At 61.5% G+C, this 19132-nt stretch carries 22 protein-coding genes; 12 read left to right on the top strand and 10 right to left on the bottom strand.

Annotation, left to right across the window (positions count from 1 at the left end; all coding sequences use genetic code 11):
• Positions 1–4: 4 nt before the first annotated feature.
• A complete protein-coding gene (locus F0M18_RS09170) occupies positions 5–511 on the bottom strand; it encodes a DUF3806 domain-containing protein (RefSeq protein WP_262500891.1) in 507 nt (168 codons plus the stop codon).
• Between the two features lie 157 nt (positions 512–668).
• Between F0M18_RS09170 and dapA the strand changes: the two genes are divergently transcribed.
• Genes dapA through F0M18_RS09155 form a run of 3 tightly spaced genes read left to right on the top strand, consistent with a single transcriptional unit; the run spans position 669 to position 3359 of the window.
• Positions 669–1544, top strand: coding sequence for a 4-hydroxy-tetrahydrodipicolinate synthase (gene dapA / locus F0M18_RS09165; protein WP_149611095.1), 876 nt, complete (start codon positions 669–671; stop codon positions 1542–1544).
• Positions 1541–2593: an outer membrane protein assembly factor BamC gene (gene bamC / locus F0M18_RS09160; protein WP_149611094.1), complete on the top strand. Its 1053-nt coding sequence runs from the start codon at positions 1541–1543 to the stop codon at positions 2591–2593. The genes dapA and bamC overlap by 4 nt, the downstream gene beginning before the upstream one ends.
• A 7-nt stretch (positions 2594–2600) precedes the next feature.
• Entirely contained in the window at positions 2601–3359 is a 759-nt protein-coding gene (locus F0M18_RS09155; protein WP_149611093.1) for an MBL fold metallo-hydrolase, read from the top strand.
• On the opposite strand, the gene F0M18_RS09150 is transcribed toward F0M18_RS09155, so the two are convergent.
• Both F0M18_RS09150 and F0M18_RS09145 read right to left on the bottom strand, forming a co-directional pair.
• Positions 3326–4231 carry a lysophospholipid acyltransferase family protein gene (locus F0M18_RS09150; protein WP_149611092.1) on the bottom strand — a complete coding sequence of 302 codons (906 nt, stop codon included), beginning with the start codon at positions 4229–4231 and terminating at the stop codon, positions 3326–3328. The genes F0M18_RS09155 and F0M18_RS09150 overlap by 34 nt on opposite strands.
• Positions 4228–4725 (bottom strand): hypothetical protein, encoded by a 498-nt coding sequence (locus F0M18_RS09145; protein ID WP_262500890.1) that lies wholly within the window; start codon positions 4723–4725, stop codon positions 4228–4230. The genes F0M18_RS09150 and F0M18_RS09145 overlap by 4 nt, the downstream gene beginning before the upstream one ends.
• 111 nt (positions 4726–4836) lie before the next feature.
• Between F0M18_RS09145 and F0M18_RS09140 the strand changes: the two genes are divergently transcribed.
• The 3 genes from F0M18_RS09140 to F0M18_RS09130 all read left to right on the top strand — a co-directional run bounded on the left by F0M18_RS09140 (position 4837) and on the right by F0M18_RS09130 (position 7778).
• The gene (locus F0M18_RS09140) at positions 4837–6141 is read left to right on the top strand and encodes a hypothetical protein (protein ID WP_149611091.1); all 1305 of its coding nucleotides are present in this window, start codon (positions 4837–4839) and stop codon (positions 6139–6141) included.
• 11 nt (positions 6142–6152) lie between these two features.
• Positions 6153–6947 (top strand): class I SAM-dependent methyltransferase, encoded by a 795-nt coding sequence (locus tag F0M18_RS09135; protein WP_149611090.1) that lies wholly within the window; start codon positions 6153–6155, stop codon positions 6945–6947.
• Positions 6948–7016: 69 nt separating this feature from the next.
• Positions 7017–7778 (top strand): SDR family NAD(P)-dependent oxidoreductase, encoded by a 762-nt coding sequence (locus tag F0M18_RS09130; protein WP_149611089.1) that lies wholly within the window; start codon positions 7017–7019, stop codon positions 7776–7778.
• Here the strand turns inward: F0M18_RS09130 and dapE are convergent.
• Genes dapE through F0M18_RS09115 form a run of 3 tightly spaced genes read right to left on the bottom strand, consistent with a single transcriptional unit; the run spans position 7764 to position 10314 of the window.
• Positions 7764–8897 (bottom strand): succinyl-diaminopimelate desuccinylase, encoded by a 1134-nt coding sequence (gene dapE / locus F0M18_RS09125; protein ID WP_149611088.1) that lies wholly within the window; start codon positions 8895–8897, stop codon positions 7764–7766. The genes F0M18_RS09130 and dapE overlap by 15 nt on opposite strands.
• Before the next feature lie 16 nt (positions 8898–8913).
• A complete protein-coding gene (gene dapD, locus F0M18_RS09120; protein WP_149611087.1) occupies positions 8914–9933 on the bottom strand; it encodes a 2,3,4,5-tetrahydropyridine-2,6-dicarboxylate N-succinyltransferase in 1020 nt (339 codons plus the stop codon).
• 24 nt (positions 9934–9957) lie between these two features.
• Entirely contained in the window at positions 9958–10314 is a 357-nt protein-coding gene (locus F0M18_RS09115; RefSeq protein ID WP_149611086.1) for an ArsC family reductase, read from the bottom strand.
• Between the two features lie 121 nt (positions 10315–10435).
• Between F0M18_RS09115 and F0M18_RS09110 the strand changes: the two genes are divergently transcribed.
• Positions 10436–10864: an MAPEG family protein gene (locus F0M18_RS09110; protein WP_149611085.1), complete on the top strand. Its 429-nt coding sequence runs from the start codon at positions 10436–10438 to the stop codon at positions 10862–10864.
• On the opposite strand, the gene F0M18_RS09105 is transcribed toward F0M18_RS09110, so the two are convergent.
• The 4 genes from F0M18_RS09105 to gatC are packed head-to-tail and all read right to left on the bottom strand — an operon-like array spanning position 10861 to position 14426.
• Positions 10861–11160, bottom strand: coding sequence for a PA4642 family protein (locus tag F0M18_RS09105; RefSeq protein ID WP_149611084.1), 300 nt, complete (start codon positions 11158–11160; stop codon positions 10861–10863). The two genes, F0M18_RS09110 and F0M18_RS09105, sit on opposite strands and share 4 nt — an antisense overlap.
• 46 nt (positions 11161–11206) lie before the next feature.
• On the bottom strand, positions 11207–12649 hold the full coding sequence (gene gatB / locus F0M18_RS09100) for an Asp-tRNA(Asn)/Glu-tRNA(Gln) amidotransferase subunit GatB (protein WP_149611083.1): 1443 nt from the start codon (positions 12647–12649) through the stop codon (positions 11207–11209).
• Positions 12649–14109: an Asp-tRNA(Asn)/Glu-tRNA(Gln) amidotransferase subunit GatA gene (gene gatA / locus F0M18_RS09095; protein WP_149611082.1), complete on the bottom strand. Its 1461-nt coding sequence runs from the start codon at positions 14107–14109 to the stop codon at positions 12649–12651. Before gatA ends, gatB begins: the two co-directional genes overlap by 1 nt.
• Before the next feature lie 29 nt (positions 14110–14138).
• Positions 14139–14426 carry an Asp-tRNA(Asn)/Glu-tRNA(Gln) amidotransferase subunit GatC gene (gene gatC, locus F0M18_RS09090; protein WP_149611081.1) on the bottom strand — a complete coding sequence of 96 codons (288 nt, stop codon included), beginning with the start codon at positions 14424–14426 and terminating at the stop codon, positions 14139–14141.
• A gap of 234 nt (positions 14427–14660) precedes the next feature.
• Here gatC and F0M18_RS09085 point away from each other — a divergent pair, with 234 nt between their 5' ends.
• Genes F0M18_RS09085 through rng form a run of 5 tightly spaced genes read left to right on the top strand, consistent with a single transcriptional unit; the run spans position 14661 to position 19129 of the window.
• Positions 14661–15698, top strand: a complete 1038-nt coding sequence (locus tag F0M18_RS09085; protein WP_149611080.1) for a rod shape-determining protein — start codon at positions 14661–14663, stop codon at positions 15696–15698.
• Between the two features lie 45 nt (positions 15699–15743).
• The gene (gene mreC, locus F0M18_RS09080; protein ID WP_149611079.1) at positions 15744–16580 is read left to right on the top strand and encodes a rod shape-determining protein MreC; all 837 of its coding nucleotides are present in this window, start codon (positions 15744–15746) and stop codon (positions 16578–16580) included.
• Positions 16581–16583: 3 nt separating this feature from the next.
• Positions 16584–17072: a rod shape-determining protein MreD gene (gene mreD / locus F0M18_RS09075; protein ID WP_149611078.1), complete on the top strand. Its 489-nt coding sequence runs from the start codon at positions 16584–16586 to the stop codon at positions 17070–17072.
• 1 nt (position 17073) lies between these two features.
• Positions 17074–17667: a Maf family protein gene (locus F0M18_RS09070; RefSeq protein WP_149611077.1), complete on the top strand. Its 594-nt coding sequence runs from the start codon at positions 17074–17076 to the stop codon at positions 17665–17667.
• Positions 17660–19129, top strand: a complete 1470-nt coding sequence (gene rng / locus F0M18_RS09065) for a ribonuclease G (protein WP_149611076.1) — start codon at positions 17660–17662, stop codon at positions 19127–19129. Before F0M18_RS09070 ends, rng begins: the two co-directional genes overlap by 8 nt.
• Positions 19130–19132 lie beyond the last annotated feature (3 nt).

The following is a 19132-nucleotide window of genomic DNA, read 5'->3' as shown; positions in this document are numbered from 1 at the left end:
GGCATCAGCTGAACGGCAGCGCGGGTACGACGGCGCGCATGCTCTCTACGGCTTTTTCGTAGATCCGGGACACCGGGGTCGCGTTGCCCGCTTCCCTGCGCCTGGAAATCATGGTGACCGGGAACAGGTAGTTGTCGGTCTGCTGGTAGCGCAGGGCGCGGCTGCGGCCGGCCCTGTCCTCGTAGACCACCCAGTCAAGCCCGAGCTCTGCCGCCAGCAAATCTCCCATGACCACGCCCATGGCCTGCAGCTCCCGGGTCTGGTCGTTGCGCACCAGGCGCTCGTCCAGCAGTCGTTGCAACAGGCGGAGGTCGCGGTCACGCTCGCCGCTGAACTGGCTGCCAAACTGGCGGGAGACCAGGTCATTCAGCAGGTCGCGCTGCTGCTGCATGAACTGGCGGTCGAGATAGGACAGCTCGCTGATTCGCGCCTCGTTCTGGGTGTGGCCAGACATCGGCAGCAGCAGTAACAGGACCAGCAAGGGGCGGAAAATGGCAGGCACAGCGATCACGGGAAGTCCTCAAATCCGGGTTGATGCAAGCATAGCAGGCCGTTCAATTTTAGCCCAAGCCGGTTGTCATCCGGCCCCCTTCATGGATAATGGCGGACTTCCCGACGGACCCCGGCGCTGCGCCGCCTGTCCGCCAGCCTGTTGCGGAGAATGACTCATGATTACCGGCAGTATTGTCGCCCTCGTTACGCCTATGCACAACGACGGCAGCGTCGACTGGGAGGCGCTGGACCGCCTCCTGGATCTGCACATGAAGTCGGGCACCGGCGCCATCGGCGCGGTGGGCACCACCGGTGAGAGCGCCACACTCAGCGTACCCGAGCACTGTGACGTGATCAGGCACTGCGTACAGTACGTGGCCGGCCGCATCCCGGTAGTCGCGGGCACCGGCGCCAACGCCACCCGCGAAGCCATCGAACTGACACGCGCCGCAGCCGATGCCGGCGCAGATGCCTGCCTGTTGGTAACCCCCTACTACAACAAGCCGACGCAGGAAGGGCTCTACCTGCATTACAAGGCCATCGCCGAGGCGGTGGATGTGCCCCAAATTCTGTACAACGTGCCCGGGCGCACCGCGGTGGATATGCACAACGACACCGTGGCCAGGCTGGCGGGTATTGCCAATATTGTCGGTATCAAGGACGCCACGGGTGACGTGGATCGCGGCCGCGACCTGATTGCCCGCTGTGGCGAGCAGCTGGCGGTGTACTCTGGTGATGACCCTACTGCGATGGAGCTGATCCTCGCAGGGGGGCAGGGCAATATATCGGTAACCGCCAACGTGGCGCCCGCGCTGATGGCGGAGATGTGTCGCCTGGCGGCGGCGGGTGACCGGGAGGCTGCCGCGGCGATTGACAGCCGGCTGGCGCCGCTCAACCGGGCACTGTTCCTGGAGTCCAACCCGATACCGGTGAAATGGGCCTTGCAGCACCAGGGGCGAATTGGCGGGGGTATCCGCCTGCCGCTGACGCCGCTGGCCGCAGAGTATCACCAGGAGCTGGCTGCAGCCCTGCAAGCGGTGGCGGAAGTATGAACCTATATCACTTCAGGCGTATGGCCGCGCTGTCTGTCCTGCTGCTGCCTGTTTCCGGCTGCGGCTACCTGTTTGGCGACCAGGGCGTGTTCCGCGACCCATCCAATGACTACAAGAAAGCCCCGGAGATGGCCGCGATCAAGGTGCCGGATGGCGCCGACTCGGGAACCCTGCAGGAGATTTACCCGGTGCCGCCGGTGCAGAGTTCGGTTGTAGACACCGGCAAGTTTGAAGTGCCACGGCCCTCACCGCTGGTGGCGGGTGGTAGCGAGGAACTGGTGCGTATCCAGCGTCTCGGTGACGAAAGCTGGGCGCTGGTGGACGAGGCGCCCGGGCAGGTATGGCCGCAGGTGCGCAGCTTCCTGGCGAGCGCCGGTATCGGCGTGTCGCGGGTTGACGCCCGCGCCGGTGTCCTGGAGACGGGCTGGCTGAAACTGGAGTCAGCCCCCATGAACAGTCGGTTCCAGGTGCGCATCGAACAGGGTGTCCAGCGCGGCACCAGTGAGCTGCATGTGCTGCAGCAAAACCAGGCTGGCGATGTCGGCAACTGGCCCGATCAGTCAGATGACCTTGAGCTGGAGGCCGAGATGCTGAGGTCCCTGGCGCAGTACATCGCCAACAGCGCCGAGGCGGCGCCCGTGTCCATGGTGGCAGAGCAGGCGATCAGCGCGGGCGGCCGTATTTCCATGCAGGAGAGCGCCACTGGCGAACCCTACCTGCAATTGCAACTGCCCTTCCCCAGGGCCTGGGCCTCGATGGGTCGCGCGTTGGAGAAGTCTACCTTCTCGGTCACCGATCTCGACCGCAGCAGTGGCACCTATTTTGCGCTCTTCAACGGTCCGTCCAGCGAAGAGGATGACGGCTGGTTCGACTGGCTCTGGGACAGCGACGATGAGTTCCCCCATGCCGGCGAGAACTTTGTGGTCACCCTTGAGGACGCCGGTGATGCAGGCGTGCGCATATTCCTGCGCCCACAGGAGCAGGGCACAGAGCTCTCAGTGCGCGACCAGCAGGCGCTGTTGTCGTTGATCAAGGGCAACATTAACTGATCTGCCGATGCGCTTTGCCTCCATCGGTTCCGGCAGTAAGGGCAATGCCACCCTGGTGGAGGCCGATGACACGCTGGTTATGGTTGACTGCGGCTTTTCTGCGCGCGAGACCACCCGGCGACTGGCGCGGCTCGGGCTGGCACCGGAACAACTGAGTGCCATCCTGGTCACCCATGAGCACAGTGACCACAGCGCAGGGGTCGCGCGCTTGTCTCGCCAGTACCGCATCCCTGTCTACCTCACCTATGGTACTGCGGCCAGTGGGCGCTGTGATGGCGCTCACGAGTTGCGCTGTTTCAACTGTGACGACAGGTTCGAAGTGGGTGCCCTGGCCGTGCAAACTGTGGCCGTGCCGCACGATGCGCTCGAGCCCTGCCAGTTTCGCCTGAGTTGGCAGCAACGCTCACTGGGTATTCTCACCGACCTGGGTTCTGTGACCCCGCATGTGGTTAACAGCTACCGTGGCTGTAACAGCCTGTTGCTGGAATTCAATCACGATACACGGCTGCTTGCCGGCGGCACGTATCCGCCACAACTCAAGCGCCGGGTAGGCGGTGACTGGGGGCACCTTAATAATGAACAGGCTGCCGACCTGCTGCGTGAGCTGGATTGCGTTGCTGAGCTGAACCACCTGGTGGTCGCGCATATCAGCGAGAACAATAACTCCCGGGCCTGTGCCGAAGCGGCGCTGGCAGCTGTCCTGGAGTCGCTGGAGGGCGTGACCTGGGCCTGTCAGTCAGAAGGATTCGACTGGCTCGCCGTCTGAGCTGCCGCAGCCTGCTCACGAGCTTCTTCTTCACTGCGGTTGCGCTTCCAGCGCCGATTGCTCCACAGCCAGCTCTCGGGTTCGTGGCGGATGGCGGCCTCGGCGAGGGCGACGTAGCGGTCGGTGATGGCGTGGGACTCTTTGTCATAGGGCGGGCTGGCCAGTTCCCGGAATTCGATTTCATAGTGCCCGCTGCGACGGCGATGGCACTGGGCAAAGACCACCGGGAAACCGGTCATCTTGGCGATGGTTTCAGTGCCGAGGTAGAAGTTTGCCTCCTGGTTCATGAACTGCGTCCAGTAGCCGCGCTCGCTGCGAATGGGCGACTGGTCCGCCACCATCACGAAGATGCGAAACTCCCTGCGCCGGCGCAATATATCCCGGGTCGACTCCGCCATCGACAGCGGTCGCGACCCGAACTGGCTGCGGATGCTGAAAATCAGCTTGTCCACGCTTTTGTTGTGCAGCGGTTTGTACACCGGATCTATGGGAATCCTGAAGTAGCTGGTGGCGCCGTGCAGCATCCACTCCCAGTTGCCCTGGTGGATGGTGAGTACGATGACCGAGCGGGTAAAGCCCTCGCTCTGCTGCTCGAGAATCTCCGGGTTGATAATGCGTGCCCGGCGCAGGAAATCCTCTGCGCGCATGCGCCGCGCCTTGACGATCTCCAGTGCGACCTGGCTCAGCCTGCGATAGAACTGGCGGCCGATGGCCTTGCGCTCATCAGCTGATTTCTCCGGAAAGGCGTTTGCCAGATTGGCTTTCACCACGTCCCTGCGGTAGCGGAACACGTGGTACAGCAGCAGGTAAACCACCCAGGCGAGTGCGTAGAGCAGTGGAAAGGGCAGGTAGCTGATCAGTCGGTAAATCATGGGCGGCGACAGTGCTCGGGCAGTGTCACGTCTTCCACCTGGAACAGTGCGTTTCCTGCCGGGCACTGCAACTGCACATTGCCGGACAGGTCAAGGTTGCGCAGTGACAGCAGTTCATACAGTGGTACCGGGTCGACGACCTCGTTGTCGTCCAGATACAGGCTCTCCAGGGAAGACATCGTGGCCAGTGCTATCAGGTTGCGAATGGCGTTGGCTGACAGTTTGAGCTGGCGCAGGCCGGTGAATATTTCCAGCCCGTCGAGTGCGCTGATACCGGCATTGCTGCAATTGAGTATCAGCAGCTGGTTGGCCTCTACTACTTTCTGGTCGATGATCGCCTGCTCCACGCAGGCGCGCAGGGCAGGGTCACTGATGGCAAAGTCACTGAACAGTGGCTGCGGTGTATACACCACCTTCTCGTTTACTTTGAAATCGTAATTCCCGCAGCCGGCCAGGCAGGACAGCATTGCGAGCATGATCATCCAGCGCGACATTGCCGCCTCCTCGGTAAATCAGCATCTGGAGCCGGGCACATTACCCATAGCCGCGGCGCCAATGGCTACCTATAATAGCATCGCATTAGGGATAAAAAATCGGAAAGCTTGATGACAAAATCCGGCAAGCTGGGGAAATCATCCCCCGATAGCGCAAGCGCTCGCGGCGAGGCAATTTCCCTGGTGCAGCGCGGTAACCTGAAGGCCCTGGAAAAGACGCTGCGCAAGCAGTGGCGCCTGGGGCAGAACATCGTGCTTTGCTGGAGCGCGGATGAGCGCGGCCTGCTGGTCATTTTTGTACCGCACTATTTCCTGGGTAATTACTGTGCCGAAGATGAACAGCATCGCGGCAACGAGGAATTTATTCGTGAGCTGATTTCCGGGCAGCGTCGCACCACGCGCGAGGAGATGTTTGCGGTGTCAGACCGGCTTGAGGTCTCCCCGACCTTTATCAAGCTGGACACGGCGCTCAGCGAAGAACCACAGGTTATTCAGCAGGTTGAGCAGCTGATCCGGCGCTATGGGCTCAGCTACGTCGACAGCAGGGCGGTGCTGCTATTCGATATTGTGGAGTTTTCGCTGTATACACCGTTTGAGCAGGCCAGCCAGCTCAACAGCCTGTCCTACTCATTGAACTCTGCCTACAACAAACTTCTGGCGCGCGGGATTGAGATCAACTTCGCACGCACCACCACGGGCGATGGTTACTATATCTGGAATCGCAGGCTGGGCCCGGGTGCCAACCTCGACCTGTTTTACTTCATGCTGCTGGTGGTGGCTGATAACGCGGCTGCGCGAGCGGCCTCCCGTGGCAACACGGTGCCGGTGATACGCTCGGCCTACCATATCGGCGGCCACTACGAGCTCTACCAGGCAGAGGGGGTAAACCCCACGGTGTTCAGTTACATTGTCGGTGACGTGACCATCGAGCTGGCAAGGATGGTCGAACTGGCGGCCGCTGAGCAGATACTGGTAGGTGATTTCAGTACCGAGCTCGCCGACGGCGCCCTGGCGACAGCCCACGTGCCGACGCCCGCTTTCGTTGCGGCCTGCAATCGCGAGATGTCTGCGCTGGCGGGCTTGCAGATTGCCGGGAAGAAGGTGGAGTCGATCAACTGTCGCCTCAGCGAACACCTCGACGACGCCGGCGAACGGTCCCCGCGACGCTTTCGCATTACCGATAAACACGGCCTGTCCCGCTATGCCTACAACCTGGAGTGCGCGATCGAGACCGAGGGAGACAGCACGCAGCTGGGTCTCGATGCATCACGCCTCCAGGGCCAGGTGGCCGAGCCGGAGGCGGACGCTGATACGGGCGGCCAGCAAGCGGGCGAACCACCACCCTCAGCGGAGGAATTGTTCGACGACCTTGCCTCGCTACTGAAAAAGCGGCATGGCAGTATCGTCGAGGATTAGGAACGCCTGCCTTGGGTGACCCCGAGCCCCTTGCCGTCTGTGCCTGCACTGAAGCTTCCCTGGCCACTGCCGAAGGCCTGGCGCGTTCGCTGGGCTGCCTGCTGGCTCCCGTGGGAGTAATGCCCCGTGATTATGCTGCTGCCCGCGCGCTGCTGCTGGTCAGCGACGACAAGCTGGCGCTGCAGCTGTGCGGCCGCAAGATGCCGGGCCCGGTATCTGTAGACTTCGGTTCTTCCGGCATGCGCCATCGGCGCGCCGCAGGGCACAATGAATTGCTGGGTAAGGCTGTCGGTGTCGGCAGGAAGTCGGCGTTGAGCGTCATCGATGCGACAGCAGGCCTGGGACGGGACAGTTTTGTCCTCGCCGACCTGGGTGCCAGGGTCAGGTTGTGTGAGCGCCACCCGGTAATAGCTGCCATGCTCGAGGCGGGCATGGACGCCGCGCGCAATTCCGGGGACAGCTGGCTTGTTGAACGGGTGTCGCGAATGCAATTGCACAAGGGCGATGCCTGCCTGTTACCGCCGGAGCAACTGGTTGACGTGGACGTGATCTACCTTGACCCGATGTTCCCAGCTCGCACCAAGGCAGCCGCGGTCAAGAAAGAGATGGCCCTGTTCCAGTATCTGTTGCACGACAGCAGCGGTGACGGTGAAGCGACGTTGCACTGGGCCCTGCAGCAGCAGGTTGCGCGCGTGGTGGTCAAGCGGCCAGCCAGGGCGGAGGCGCTGGCAGGTGTGGCGCCCTCGCACAGCATCGAGGGCCGCGCGGTTCGCTACGACGTGCACGTGCTCGCTGCACTGGGCTGAACGTCCCCGGGTGCAGGAAACGCGCTATGATATGCAGCGTTTTGTAGACCACTTCCAGAGGCTGTAATCATGTCAGAAAATAAAACCATTGCGCTGGTAACAGGCGCCTCATCGGGCCTTGGCGAGGAGTTCTGCCGACAACTGGCCGGGCGCTGCGATGCCATTATCGCGGTGGCGCGGCGCAGTGACCGCCTGGCGCAGTTGCAGGAGGCGTTGGGTGATGAAACGGCGGTGCACGCCGTGCAGGCTGACCTGCTCACGGTAGAGGGGGTGACCCGCACCATGGACGCATTGCGACAGAAGGGGCCGGTTAATCTCCTGGTCAACAATGCCGGTTTCAGCCCCTTCGGTGATTTTGCAGACGAACCCATCGGGCGCCAGCGCGATATGCTGACCTTGCACTGTGACGCCAGTATCACGCTGGCGCGTGCGGCCGTGCCGTATATGCTGGAGCAGGGCAAGGGCGCCATTATCAATGTGTCCTCCCTGGGTTCGTTCCTTCCGGGGCGCAAGCTCGCCGTTTACGGCGGCAGCAAGGCCTTCCTGAATTACTTTTCATTGTCTTTGCAGCAGGAACTCGAGGCGACTGGCGTTGGCGTTCAGGCCTTGTGCCCTGGCCTTGTGCGCACCGAGATTCACGAGCCCATGAAGGCCCAGGGCTTTGATCCGGATATGTTCCCGGAAGATATGTGGATGGATGCGGAGGACGTCGTCGCTGCCAGCCTGGCAGCGCTGGATACGGGTACAGTGCTGGTAGTGCCGGGGGAGGGCAACCTGGCCCTGGCCCGAATGGGCCTGCAATCCATGCTGGATGCGCTAGGCGGCCAGTAGTCGCTCAAGGATGCCGCGGTAAACTGCGGCGAGGCGAGGCAGGTCCGGTGCATGGACCGCCTCATTGACCTTGTGGATAGTCGCGTTTACCGGGCCCAGTTCAAGCACCTGCGCGCCGCTGGGGGCGATGAAGCGGCCGTCGGAGGTGCCGCCTGAGGTGGACAGTTCGGGCTCCACTCCCAGTTGTTCACGAATACTCGCCACCGCCGCATCGACGAGTTCGCCCCGGGGCGTCAGGAACGGTTGTCCGCTGAGACTCCAGTGGATGTCGTAGTCGAGTCCGTGCTGATCGAGCAGGGCTTCGGTCCGCTGGCGCAACTCCACATCGGTTACTTCCGTCGAGAAGCGGAAATTGAACACCACCTCTATGTGCCCCGGGATCACGTTGGTGGCGCCGGTCCCGCCGTGGATATTGGAAATCTGCATGGACGTTGGTGGGAAGAACTGGTTGCCCTGGTCCCAGGTTTCCCGGGTCAGGGCACTCAGAGCCGGCGCCACGCGGTGAATCGGGTTGTCGGCCAGCTGCGGGTAGGCTATGTGGCCCTGGGTGCCCTTGACAGTAAGGGTGGCGTTGAGCGAGCCGCGGCGACCGTTCTTGATGACGTCGCCAAGCTGGTCACTGCTGGAAGGTTCGCCCACCAGGCACCAGTCAATCTGCTCGCCCCGTTCTGACAGCCACTCCATCACCCTAACGGTGCCGTTGACCGCGGGGCCTTCTTCATCGGAGGTAATCAGGAAGCCGATGCGGCCGCTATGCTGCGGGTGAGCCGCTACGAACGCCTCGCAGGCCACGACCATAGCCGCGAGGCTGGCTTTCATGTCGGCGGCGCCGCGTCCATACAGGGTGTCACCCTGCAGTGTGGGCTCAAAAGGGGGAGTGTGCCACTGTTCCAGCGGGCCTGTCGGTACCACGTCGGTGTGCCCGGCAAAGACCAGCAGGGGGCCCTCCCGCTCACCTCGCTCCGCCCAGAAATTGTCTACATCGCCAAAGCGCAGTGGCGTGCAGCGGAAGCCGATGGCTTCGAGTCGCATCATCATCTGCGCCTGGCAGCCGGCGTCTTCCGGGGTTACCGAGGCGCGACGCATCAGGTCGCAGCAGAGTTCGAGTGTTTTGTCCAAATCCTCTTGCCCGCGCCTAGTTGTGCGCGTGCAGCTCCTCATTGAGTTCGATGGCGGACCGGTTGGTCAGGCACTCGACTGCACCGGTGGTGGAATTGCGTCGGAACAGCAGGTCCGATTTGCCGGCGAGGTCCCTGGCTTTGGCTGTCTCGACGGGCATGCCCGCCGCGTCGAGCATGTTGACCTTGGTGCCCGCGGTGACAAACAACCCGGCTTCAACGGTGCACCGATCGCCCAGTGGAATACCGATGCCCGCGTTGGCGCCAATGAGACATTCCTTGCCCACGGAAATAATGATGTTGCCACCACCGGAAAGGGTGCCCATGGTCGAGCAGCCGCCGCCCAGATCTGAACCGGCACCCACACGCACCCCCGCGGATATGCGGCCCTCTATCATCCCCGGGCCGTCAGTGCCGGCGTTAAAGTTGACGAAGCCTTCATGCATGATGGTAGTGCCTTCACCGAGATGGGCCCCGAGGCGCACCCTGGCGGTGTGGGCGATGCGCACGCCTGCCGGGACCACGTAATTGGTCATCTTGGGAAATTTATCCACGCAGCTGACTTCCAGTACGTCCCCGCGAAGCCGCGCCGCCAGCTGGCGTTCCGGGAGTTCGTTGATATCGATGGCGCCCTCGTTGGTCCAGGCGACATTCGGTAACACACCAAACAGGCCATCCAGGTTGGTGCCGTGCGGTGCCACCAGCCGATGCGAGAGCAGGTGCAGTTTCAGGTAGCCCTCGGGTACGTTCGCCGGCGCCTGGTCCGCGGCCAGCAGGACAGCCACGGCGGGACGGCCGCTGTCCAGCAGCCGGCCGGCCAGTGCCGCCTGCGCGCTCTCGCCCGCTGCCGACAGGTCGGCCTGCAACTGGCGCAGTTGGTCACTATCGAGTGACGCGGATGTCTCCAGTTCTTTTGTGGCGTCCACCAGCGCCCCGGCGGGGTGCAGCAAAGGCTGCGGGAAGAACACTTCCAGCCAATCTCCCTTGCTGTTTTGAGTGCCTACGCCGAGGCCGAACGCAAACGCGGTGTCGGTCATGATGCTGTTATTCCTGTATCTACCCTAGAGGGTGTGGTGGTTGAATATGGTCTGGTAGTTGGCGGCGGAGAAGCCGCAGTGCAGCTCGTGCCCGGTGTCCAGCACCGGGCGCTTGAACAAGGTGGGATTGGCGACGATGGCGTCCAGCGCCGCGTCCTCATCCATGTTGTCGCGAGTGGACTGGTCGAGGCCCTTCCAGGTGGTGCTGCGCTTGTTTACCACTGCTTCCCAGCCCAAAGCCTGCAGCCACTGCGACACCGTATCCCGGTCGAGGCCGTCGGCGCGCACGTCGTGGAAATGGTAGTCGACTTCGCGGTCTTCCAGCCACTTGCGGGCCTTCTTCACGGTGTCGCAGTTCTTGATGCCGTAAAGGGTGATCAACTTGTATCCTCATGTCTCTGCAGGTGGACCGCTAGCATAGCAAAAGGGGTACGGTAGTTATAGCGCGCGGGTGGTATAGTCCTGCCCACGGAGCAATCAACGCAGAAAAAGGAGAATTTACGTGGAGCTTTTCAACGCGGAGCTGGCGCTGCCTATCGCCAGTATGCTGTGCCTGACCTTGCTGGTCTGGGTCTACATGTTCGTGCGCCGACTCGGCTATCTCACGGCTAACCAGATCGACGCCGAGCAACTGAAAACACCGGCTGAAGTGCAGGCGATTCTGCCGCCGGATGTGTCGGGGCCGGGTAATAACTTCAAGAATCTGCTGGAAATGCCGGTGCTGTTTTACGTCGTCTGCCTGTACCTGACGGTATTTGGCATGGTGGACAGCCTGCATATCACCTGTGCCTGGGTTTTCGTGGCAGGGCGTGTTCTGCACAGCCTGATCCACTGCACCTACAACCGCGTAATGCACCGCTTCCTGGTCTACCTGGTATCGTCTCTCGCAGTCTGGGTCATGGTGGTGCGGGCGCTGCTGGCGGCGCTTTAGTCCACGCTGCCGGCGCCTGCTGTGCGCAGCAGGTCTGCATACTCCCCGCCGTTGCGGTGACTGGTGACGATGTCCAGCACCGTGCGGCCGTCGCGGCCACAGGCATTGATGTCCCGCTGCTGCTCGCAAAAAAAGCGCACAAACAGCTCGAAGTCTTCGGCGCGCATGCTCTGGTACGCTTTCAGGAGCATGTGGAAATCTTCACTGCTGCCGTCGTGTGGCCGGACCTCGAGGAAGCTGCGCACGCGGTCTTCTGTCCAGACTTCATCCAGAACCTTTTCCTTGTCTTTTCTCATACTGCTATACCTGTGTCTCTGTGCCGGGCCGGGCCGGCAGGGGCGATTATTTCAGTTTTTCTGCCAGTAGCTGATTGACCATCTTGGGGTTGGCCTGACCCCTGGAAGCTTTCATGACCTGGCCAACGAAAAAGCCAACCAGTTTCTTGCGCTTGGCGTCGTCGGCGGCAAGGAACTGTTCCACCTGGGCGGCGTTGTTGGCGATCACCTCGTCCACCATCGCCTCCAGCGCGCCGGTATCTGAAACCTGCTTGAGGCCGCGGGCGGCGATGATATCGTCGGCGCTTCCCTCGCCCTGCCACATCGCCTCGAAGACCTGTTTGGCTATCTTGCCGGAAATGCTGTTATCGAGAATGCGGCTGATCAGTTGCCCGAGGGCACTGGCCGACACCGGGCTGTCGCTGATATCCAGTTCGTTCCTGTTAAGCTGCCCGAGTAGTTCCACCTGGACCCAGTTTGCCGCGATCTTGGCGTCGCCGCAGACACCCACTACCTGCTCATAGAAATCGGCGAGCGCGAGGCTGTCGGACAATACGCTGGCGTCGTAGGCAGACAGTTGGTAAGCCTCCATGAAGCGATGGCGCTTGGCTGCGGGCAGCTCCGGCAGGCTGTCGCGAACCTGCTGCACGTATGCCTCATCAATGACCACGGGCAGCAGGTCAGGCTCGGGAAAATAGCGATAGTCGTTGGCCACTTCCTTGCTGCGCATGGGTCGTGTCTCGTCGCGCTCTGCGTCGTAGAGGCGGGTTTCCTGCACCACACGGCCTCCGCTTTCGAGAATGTCGGCCTGGCGCTCGAACTCGTGACGAATGGCCTTTTCTACAAAGCGGAACGAGTTGACGTTCTTGATCTCCGCGCGGGTGCCGTATTCCTGTTGACCCTGTGGGCGCAGTGAGATGTTGATGTCGCAACGCATTGAGCCCTCGGCCATGTTGCCATCGGAGATGCCGAGGTATGTCACCAGGCTGTGCAGTGCCTTGAGATAGGCGACCGCCTCGGCCGCATTGCGGATGTCCGGCTCGCTGACAATTTCCAGCAGCGGCGTACCGGCGCGGTTCAGATCTATCCCGCTCATGCCGTGAAAATCCTCGTGCAGCGATTTGCCCGCGTCTTCCTCGAGATGCGCGCGGGTGATGCCAATCTGCTTGCTGCTGCCATCCTCCAGCTGGATCTCGAACTGTCCGCGCCCGACGATGGGGTCGGCGAACTGGCTGATCTGGTAGCCCTTGGGCAGGTCCGGGTAGAAATAGTTCTTGCGGTCAAACACAGAGCGCATGCCGATTTCCGCGTCTATGCCCAGGCCGAACATCACCGCGAAGTGCACCGCCTGCTCATTGAGCACCGGCAGCATGCCGGGCATGGCGAGGTCGACGGCGCTGGCCTGGGTGTTGGGTTCGGCGCCAAACGTGGTGGCGGAGCCGGAAAAAATCTTTGACCGCGTGGCCAGTTGCAGATGCACCTCCAGGCCGATTACTGTTTCCCATTGCATCAGGCGTCACCTCCCTGTGCCGGGGTGCGCGTGTGCCAGTCGGTAGCGCACTGGAACCGGTGTGCCACATTGAGCAGTTGGGCTTCCGCAAAGTGGCGACCGATCAACTGCAGTCCCACCGGCAGGCCGTTTACCAGCCCCGCGGGAACTGACATGCCGGGCAGGCCGGCCAGGTTTGCTGCCAGGGTGTAGACATCTTCCAGGTACATTGCCACCGGGTCGTCGGTTTTGGCCCCGAGTTTGAACGCCGGTCCGGGCGTGGTCGGGCCGGCGATCACATCCACCTGCTCAAATGCGGCCAGGAAGTCGTCGCGGATTAACCGGCGAGCCTGCTGCGCTTTCTTGTAATAGGCGTCGTAGTAGCCCGCGGAGAGCGCGTAGGTGCCCACGAGGATGCGGCGCTTGACCTCGGCGCCAAAGCCTTCTTCTCGCGTGCGGGTGTAGAGGTCATGCAGGTCACCGGGCTGCTCACAGCGGTGGCCATAGCGAACCCCGTCAAAGCGTGACAGGTTGGTCGATGCTTCTGCCGGCGCGATGATGTAGTAGGCCGGAATGGTCAGCGCGCTGTTGGGCAGGCTGATCTCTACCAGTTCAGCACCCTGGGCTTCGAACTCGCGCAGTGCTGCCTGGACGCAATCCCCTGTGGCGGCATCCAGGCCGTCGCCAAAATACTCGCGCGGCAGGCCGATGCGCAGGCCCTGCAGCGGATTTGACAACCCGGCAGTGTAATCCTCGGTCGCGGTGGCAGAGGATGTGGAATCCAGTGGATCATGGCCTGCCATGGCGTTCAGCAGCAGGGCGCAATCTTCAGCGGTGTGGGCCATCGGCCCGCCCTGGTCCAGGCTGGAGGCGTAAGCGACCATGCCCAGCCGGGAAACCCGGCCATAGGTCGGTTTCAGGCCGGTGATGCCACAGAACGCAGCGGGCTGGCGGATTGAGCCGCCGGTGTCCGTACCGGTGGCGGCGGGGGCCATGCGAGCCGCCACCGCCGCAGCGGAGCCGCCAGAGGACCCCCCGGGGACGGCATCCGCGTTCCAGGGGTTCCTGACCGCGCCGTAAAAGCTGTTCTCGTTGGAAGAGCCCATGGCGAACTCGTCCAGGTTGGTTTTTCCCAGCGTGACCGCGCCGGCGCCATTTAGCCGTGCCACCACGGTGGCGTCGTAGGGTGGAATGAAGTTATCCAGCATCTTCGATCCGCAACTGGTGCGCATGCCTCGGGTGCAGAAAATGTCTTTGTGTGCAATCGGTATCCCCGTGAGTGGCCCGGCGTCGCCAGCGGCAATGCGCTGATCCGCCGCCACCGCGGCGGCCAGCGCGGCTGCCTCGTCAACGGTGATAAAGGCGTTGAGTTGCGGATTGAGCTCGGCAATACGCGCGCTGAAGTGACGCGTTAGCTCGACGCTGGAAAATTGCTTGTCTCGGAGCCCTCGGGCCAACTCGGCGACAGTCTGTTGATACATGGCTGGTGTCCTGATGTGGTGCTGGAGGCCTAGTCGATGACTTTGGGTACGAGGTACAGACCGTTCTCTACGGCCGGCGCGATGGCCTGGAATGCTTCGCGGTGATTGCTTTCTGTTACCTCGTCCGCACGTAGCTTCTGGGTCGCATCCAGCGGGTTGGCCATAGGCTCCACCCCGTCTGTATCGGCGGCCTGCAACTGGTCCACCATGCCAAGTATTGCAGTGATACGCTGGGTAAGCTCGCCAATTTCCTGCTGCGGGATGCGTATGCGCGCCAGCTCGGCGATTTTTTCAATCTCGTCTTGCTCAATAGCCATATTTTTACAACCGGGAACAGCCGCCGGAATGCGGCAGGGGCGCTAAAGTTATCACATTTGCGCCTTGCCCAAAATCCCCGTGGTTGTTACAGTTGCGCGAATAATATGTCTCCACAAAAAACGGTTGAAAACCGCAGCATTCAAAGGGCTTGCCACCTGATGCGCGGCTGTTAGGGAAGCGTGCGGGATGGTCCGGCCTGGTTCCTCGTTGTATTCATAAGGTAGTAAAACTTAATGCTGAAGAAATTGCGTGGAGTATTCTCCAACGATCTCTCCATTGATCTGGGCACCGCCAACACCCTGATCTACGTACGCGACAAGGGCATCGTGCTCGACGAACCGTCAGTCGTTGCCATTCGCATCCACAATGGCCAGAAGACTATCGAGGCGGTCGGCACCGAGGCCAAGCGTATGCTGGGCAGAACTCCCGGTAATATCACCGCGATACGGCCCCTCAAAGACGGTGTGATCGCCGACTTCCAGGTAACAGAAAAGATGCTCCAGCACTTCATTGCCAAGGTGCACGAGAGCCGTTTTATCCGTCCCAGCCCCCGGGTGCTGGTCTGTGTGCCCTGCATGTCCACCCAGGTGGAGCGTCGCGCCATTCGTGAATCGGCTTTGTCTGCCGGGGCACGTGAAGTGCGTCTCATCGAAGAACCCATGGCCGCCGCGATTGGCGCGGGCCTCGATGTGGAAGAGGCCAGTGGGTGCATGGTGGTGGACGTGGGTGGTGGTACCACCGAAATTGCCATTATTTCACTTAACGGCATCGTCTACCGCGATTCTGTTCGCATCGGCGGTGATCGCTTTGATGAGGCCATCGTGTCCCACGTGCGCCGCCGCTATGGCAGCCTGATCGGGGACGCCACTGCGGAAAAGATCAAGATGGAAGTGGGCTGTGCCTTCGGCGGTTCCGACCTGCGCGAGATCGACGTGCGCGGACGCAACCTGGCAGAAGGCGTGCCGCGGAGTTTCACCCTGGATAGCGACGAGATACTGGAGTCCCTGCAGGATCCCTTGTCTTCCATCGTACAGGCCGTTAAATCGGCATTGGAACAGTCTCCCCCCGAGCTCGCTGCAGACATCGCCGAGAGTGGCATCGTGCTCACCGGCGGTGGCGCCCTGTTGCGTGACCTGGATCGCCTGATTTCCGAAGAGACGGGTCTCCCGGTCATCGTTGCCGAGGAGCCGCTGACCTGTGTGGCTCGCGGTGGCGGCCGGGCGATGGAGCTTATGGACAGGCGTACCATAGACCTGCTGTCCACTGAGTAAGTAAACTGTCCCCCGAGTTCCGGCAGGAATCGCTGAGGAGACACCATCAAGCCACTATTCGTCAAAGAGTCAACCCTGGGGCTGCGCCTGTTGCTGGTCACCCTGTTGTTGGTAGGGCTGCTCGCGGCGGATCTGCGTTTCAATGCCCTGCAGACGACCCGTTCGGCACTGGAAGTCGTTGCTGCTCCGGTCTACTGGGTGTCGGATATCCCTTCACGCGTCTCGGACTGGAACCAGGAGCACCTGGTACTTCGTGATGAGCTACTCGAGCAGAATGAACAACTGCGGCAGGAAAACCTGGTATTGCAGGGTCGCTCGCTGCAAATGTCATCGCTGCAGGCGGAAAACGTGCGCCTGCGCGCACTGCTGAATTCATCGGCCCTGTTACGTGACGATGTACTGGTAGCGGAGTTGATCGGGGTTTCTCCCGACCCGGTGCGTCATCAACTGGTACTCAACAAGGGCAGCAATGACGGGGTTTTCGTCGGCCAGCCGCTGATCGATGCCGACGGACTGCTGGGTCAGATCGTCGAGGTCAGCCCGATCAATGCCCGCGCGCTGCTGATCACCGATGCCACCCACTCCATTCCCGTGCAGGTAAACCGCAATGGCGTCAGGGCCATCGCGGAAGGCACGGGCAGCCTGACCCTGTTGGAAGTCCATCACGTGTCGGCCACGACCGATATCCGTGAAGGGGACCTGCTGGTCAGCTCCGGTCTCGGCGGTCGTTTTCCCGTTGGCTACCCGGTGGCTGTGGTCAACGAGATAGAACGCGACCCGGGAGAAGCGTTCGCGCGTATCACCGCAACCCCCAGTGCAGCGCTGGAGCGCAGTCGTCATGTGCTGTTGGTGTTCACGTCCAAGCCAGCCGGGGAGAATTGAGTTTTGGACGGCCAGGGCGCACACGCTTACTGGGTCATTGTGTTCACTTTCTTTACCGCCATGGTGCTTGCGGTGTTGCCGCTGCCGGCATGGCTTGCCTGGGGGCGCCCCGAGTGGGTCGCGCTGACCCTGATTTACTGGGTCATCGCATTGCCCCACCGGGTAGGCATCACCACTGCTGTGCTGCTGGGCATCCTGCTGGACGTGAGTGAGGGGGCGGTAATCGGGCAAAACGCTTTTGCCCTGGTTTCGGTAGCCTTGCTGGCGCTGTTGCTGTACCAGCGGCTGCGTGTCTTCAGCTTGTGGCAGCAGTCGGCGGTGGTGTTTGTACTGGTCGGGATAAACCAGATGGTCTGCCAATGGGTGCAGAGCCTGGAGGGCGCGGGCGCCCAGACAATGTTGTTCCTGCTGCCGGCTGTTTCCAGTGCCTTGCTGTGGCCCTTTGTGCTGCACAGCCTGCGCGGGTTGCGCCGCTATTACCAGGTGAGCTGATATGGAACTGATTCTGGCCTCGGCGTCACCCAGGCGCAGGGAGTTATTGCAACAGATTGGCTACCAGTATCGCTGTGACCCCGCCGATATAGATGAAACACCGCGGGAGGGAGAAAAACCCGATGCGTATGTACAGCGCATGGCGCTGGAGAAGGCTACCGAGGTAGTCGGGCGCTACCCGGGGCAGAATGTCGCTGTGCTGGCTGCGGACACCTCGGTTGTCATCGACGATGACGTGCTCGGCAAACCGGTGGATCACTTTGATGGCCTGGGCATGCTCGCGCGCCTGAGTGCGCGTCGGCATTCAGTGCTCACGGCCATCTGCCTGTGCCTTCCGGAGGCGGAGCCGGAAGTCCGCCTGGTGAGCACCGAGGTGGAGTTTATTCAACTGAGCAGGGCGCTCTGCGAGGCCTACCTGGCGACGCCGGAACCATGGGACAAGGCCGGGGGATATGCCATCCAGGGGCTGGCTGGCGCTTTTGTCAGGTCCATAGAGGGCAGCTACAGTAATGTAGTGGGTTTACCCCTGGCCGAGACCTGGCAACTGCTGTCGGGCCTCGGCATCGCCAATGTGCTGGAGACATCGGGTGAGTGAGGAGATACTGGTCAATGTGACGCCAATGGAGACCCGGGTAGCCGTGGTCGACAATGGCGCCACCCAGGACATCCACATAGAGCGCAGTGCCAGCCTGGGCATGGTAGGCAATATCTATGCGGGCAAGGTGGTTCGCGTGATGCCCGGAATGCAGGCTGCGTTTGTTGATATTGGTGCTGAGCGCACCAGCTTTATCCACGTTTCCGACATACACGATCCAGCCGCCGAGGGTCGCGCTCGCGGTACGGGCGCCATTGGTGACTACCTGCACGAGGGCAAGAAAGTGATCGTGCAGGTTACCAAGGACCCGCTTGGTAGTAAGGGTGCCAGGCTGACCACAGAGTTGTCGGTGTCATCACGTTACCTGGTGTTCATGCCCCAGAGCGATCACGTCGGCGTGTCCCAGCGTATTGACGATGTCGATGAGCGCACACGCCTGCAGGGCCTGCTGGCAGAAGGCCTGGTTGCCGAGGGAATGGAGGGAGAGGGCGGGTACATCCTGCGCACCGCGGCAGAAGGCGTGGGGCTGGAAGAAATCTGCGTCGATTTGCGTTTCCTGAAACGGCTGTGGGCCGCGGTATCGCGCCGTGCCAAAGCGGCGCGCAAGGCTGAATTGCTTTACACCGAGCTGCCCTTGCACATGCGCACCGTCCGTGACCTCGCCCGCCCGGGCGTGGAAAAGATTCTCATAGACAGCCGCGAGAGCTTTACTGCGCTACAGGAGTTCTGCACGGCGTATATGCCGGAGGTGTCCGGGCTGCTGGAACACTATGCCGGAGAACGCCCGCTGTTCGACCTGCACGGTATCGAGGATGATATCCAGCGCGCGTTGGCGCGCAAGGTGGAGCTCAAGTCTGGCGGTTACCTGATTATTGACCAGACCGAGGCGATGACAACGATCGACGTCAATACCGGCTCCTATATCGGGCGTCGCAATCTCGAGGAAACCATCTTCAAGACCAACCTGGAAGCGGCTACTGTGCTGGCGCGCCAGCTGCGCCTGCGTAATCTGGGCGGTATCATCATTGTCGACTTTATCGACATGCAGGATGAGGAGCACCGCAGGCAGGTGCATCGCAGCCTGGAAAAAGCCATGGCCAGGGACCCTGCCCGTAACAAGATTACCGCAGTGTCAGAACTGGGACTTGTTGAAATGACGCGCAAGCGTACCCGGGAGAGTCTCGAACAGTTGCTGTGCGAGGACTGTCCGGTATGCATGGGGCGTGGCGTACTGAAGACGGCGGAGACCATCTGTTACGAGATTTTTCGGGAAATCATGCGTGACGCCCGCGCCTACGAGGCCGACAAACTCCTGGTGTTGGCGGCCCAGGGAGTCATCGACAGGTTACTGGATGAAGAATCGGCAAATGTCGCCGACCTCCAGGAATTTATTGGCAAGTCAATCAGTCTGAGAGTAGAGCCGGACAACAATCCGGAACACTTCGATATCGTACTGCTCTAAAGC

The sequence above is a fragment of the Pseudohalioglobus sediminis genome (assembly GCF_008370495.1).
Lineage (GTDB): Bacteria > Pseudomonadota > Gammaproteobacteria > Pseudomonadales > Halieaceae > Halioglobus.
The sequence above is the reverse complement of the archived record's forward strand: the minus strand, read 5'-3'. Positions and strand labels throughout refer to the sequence as shown.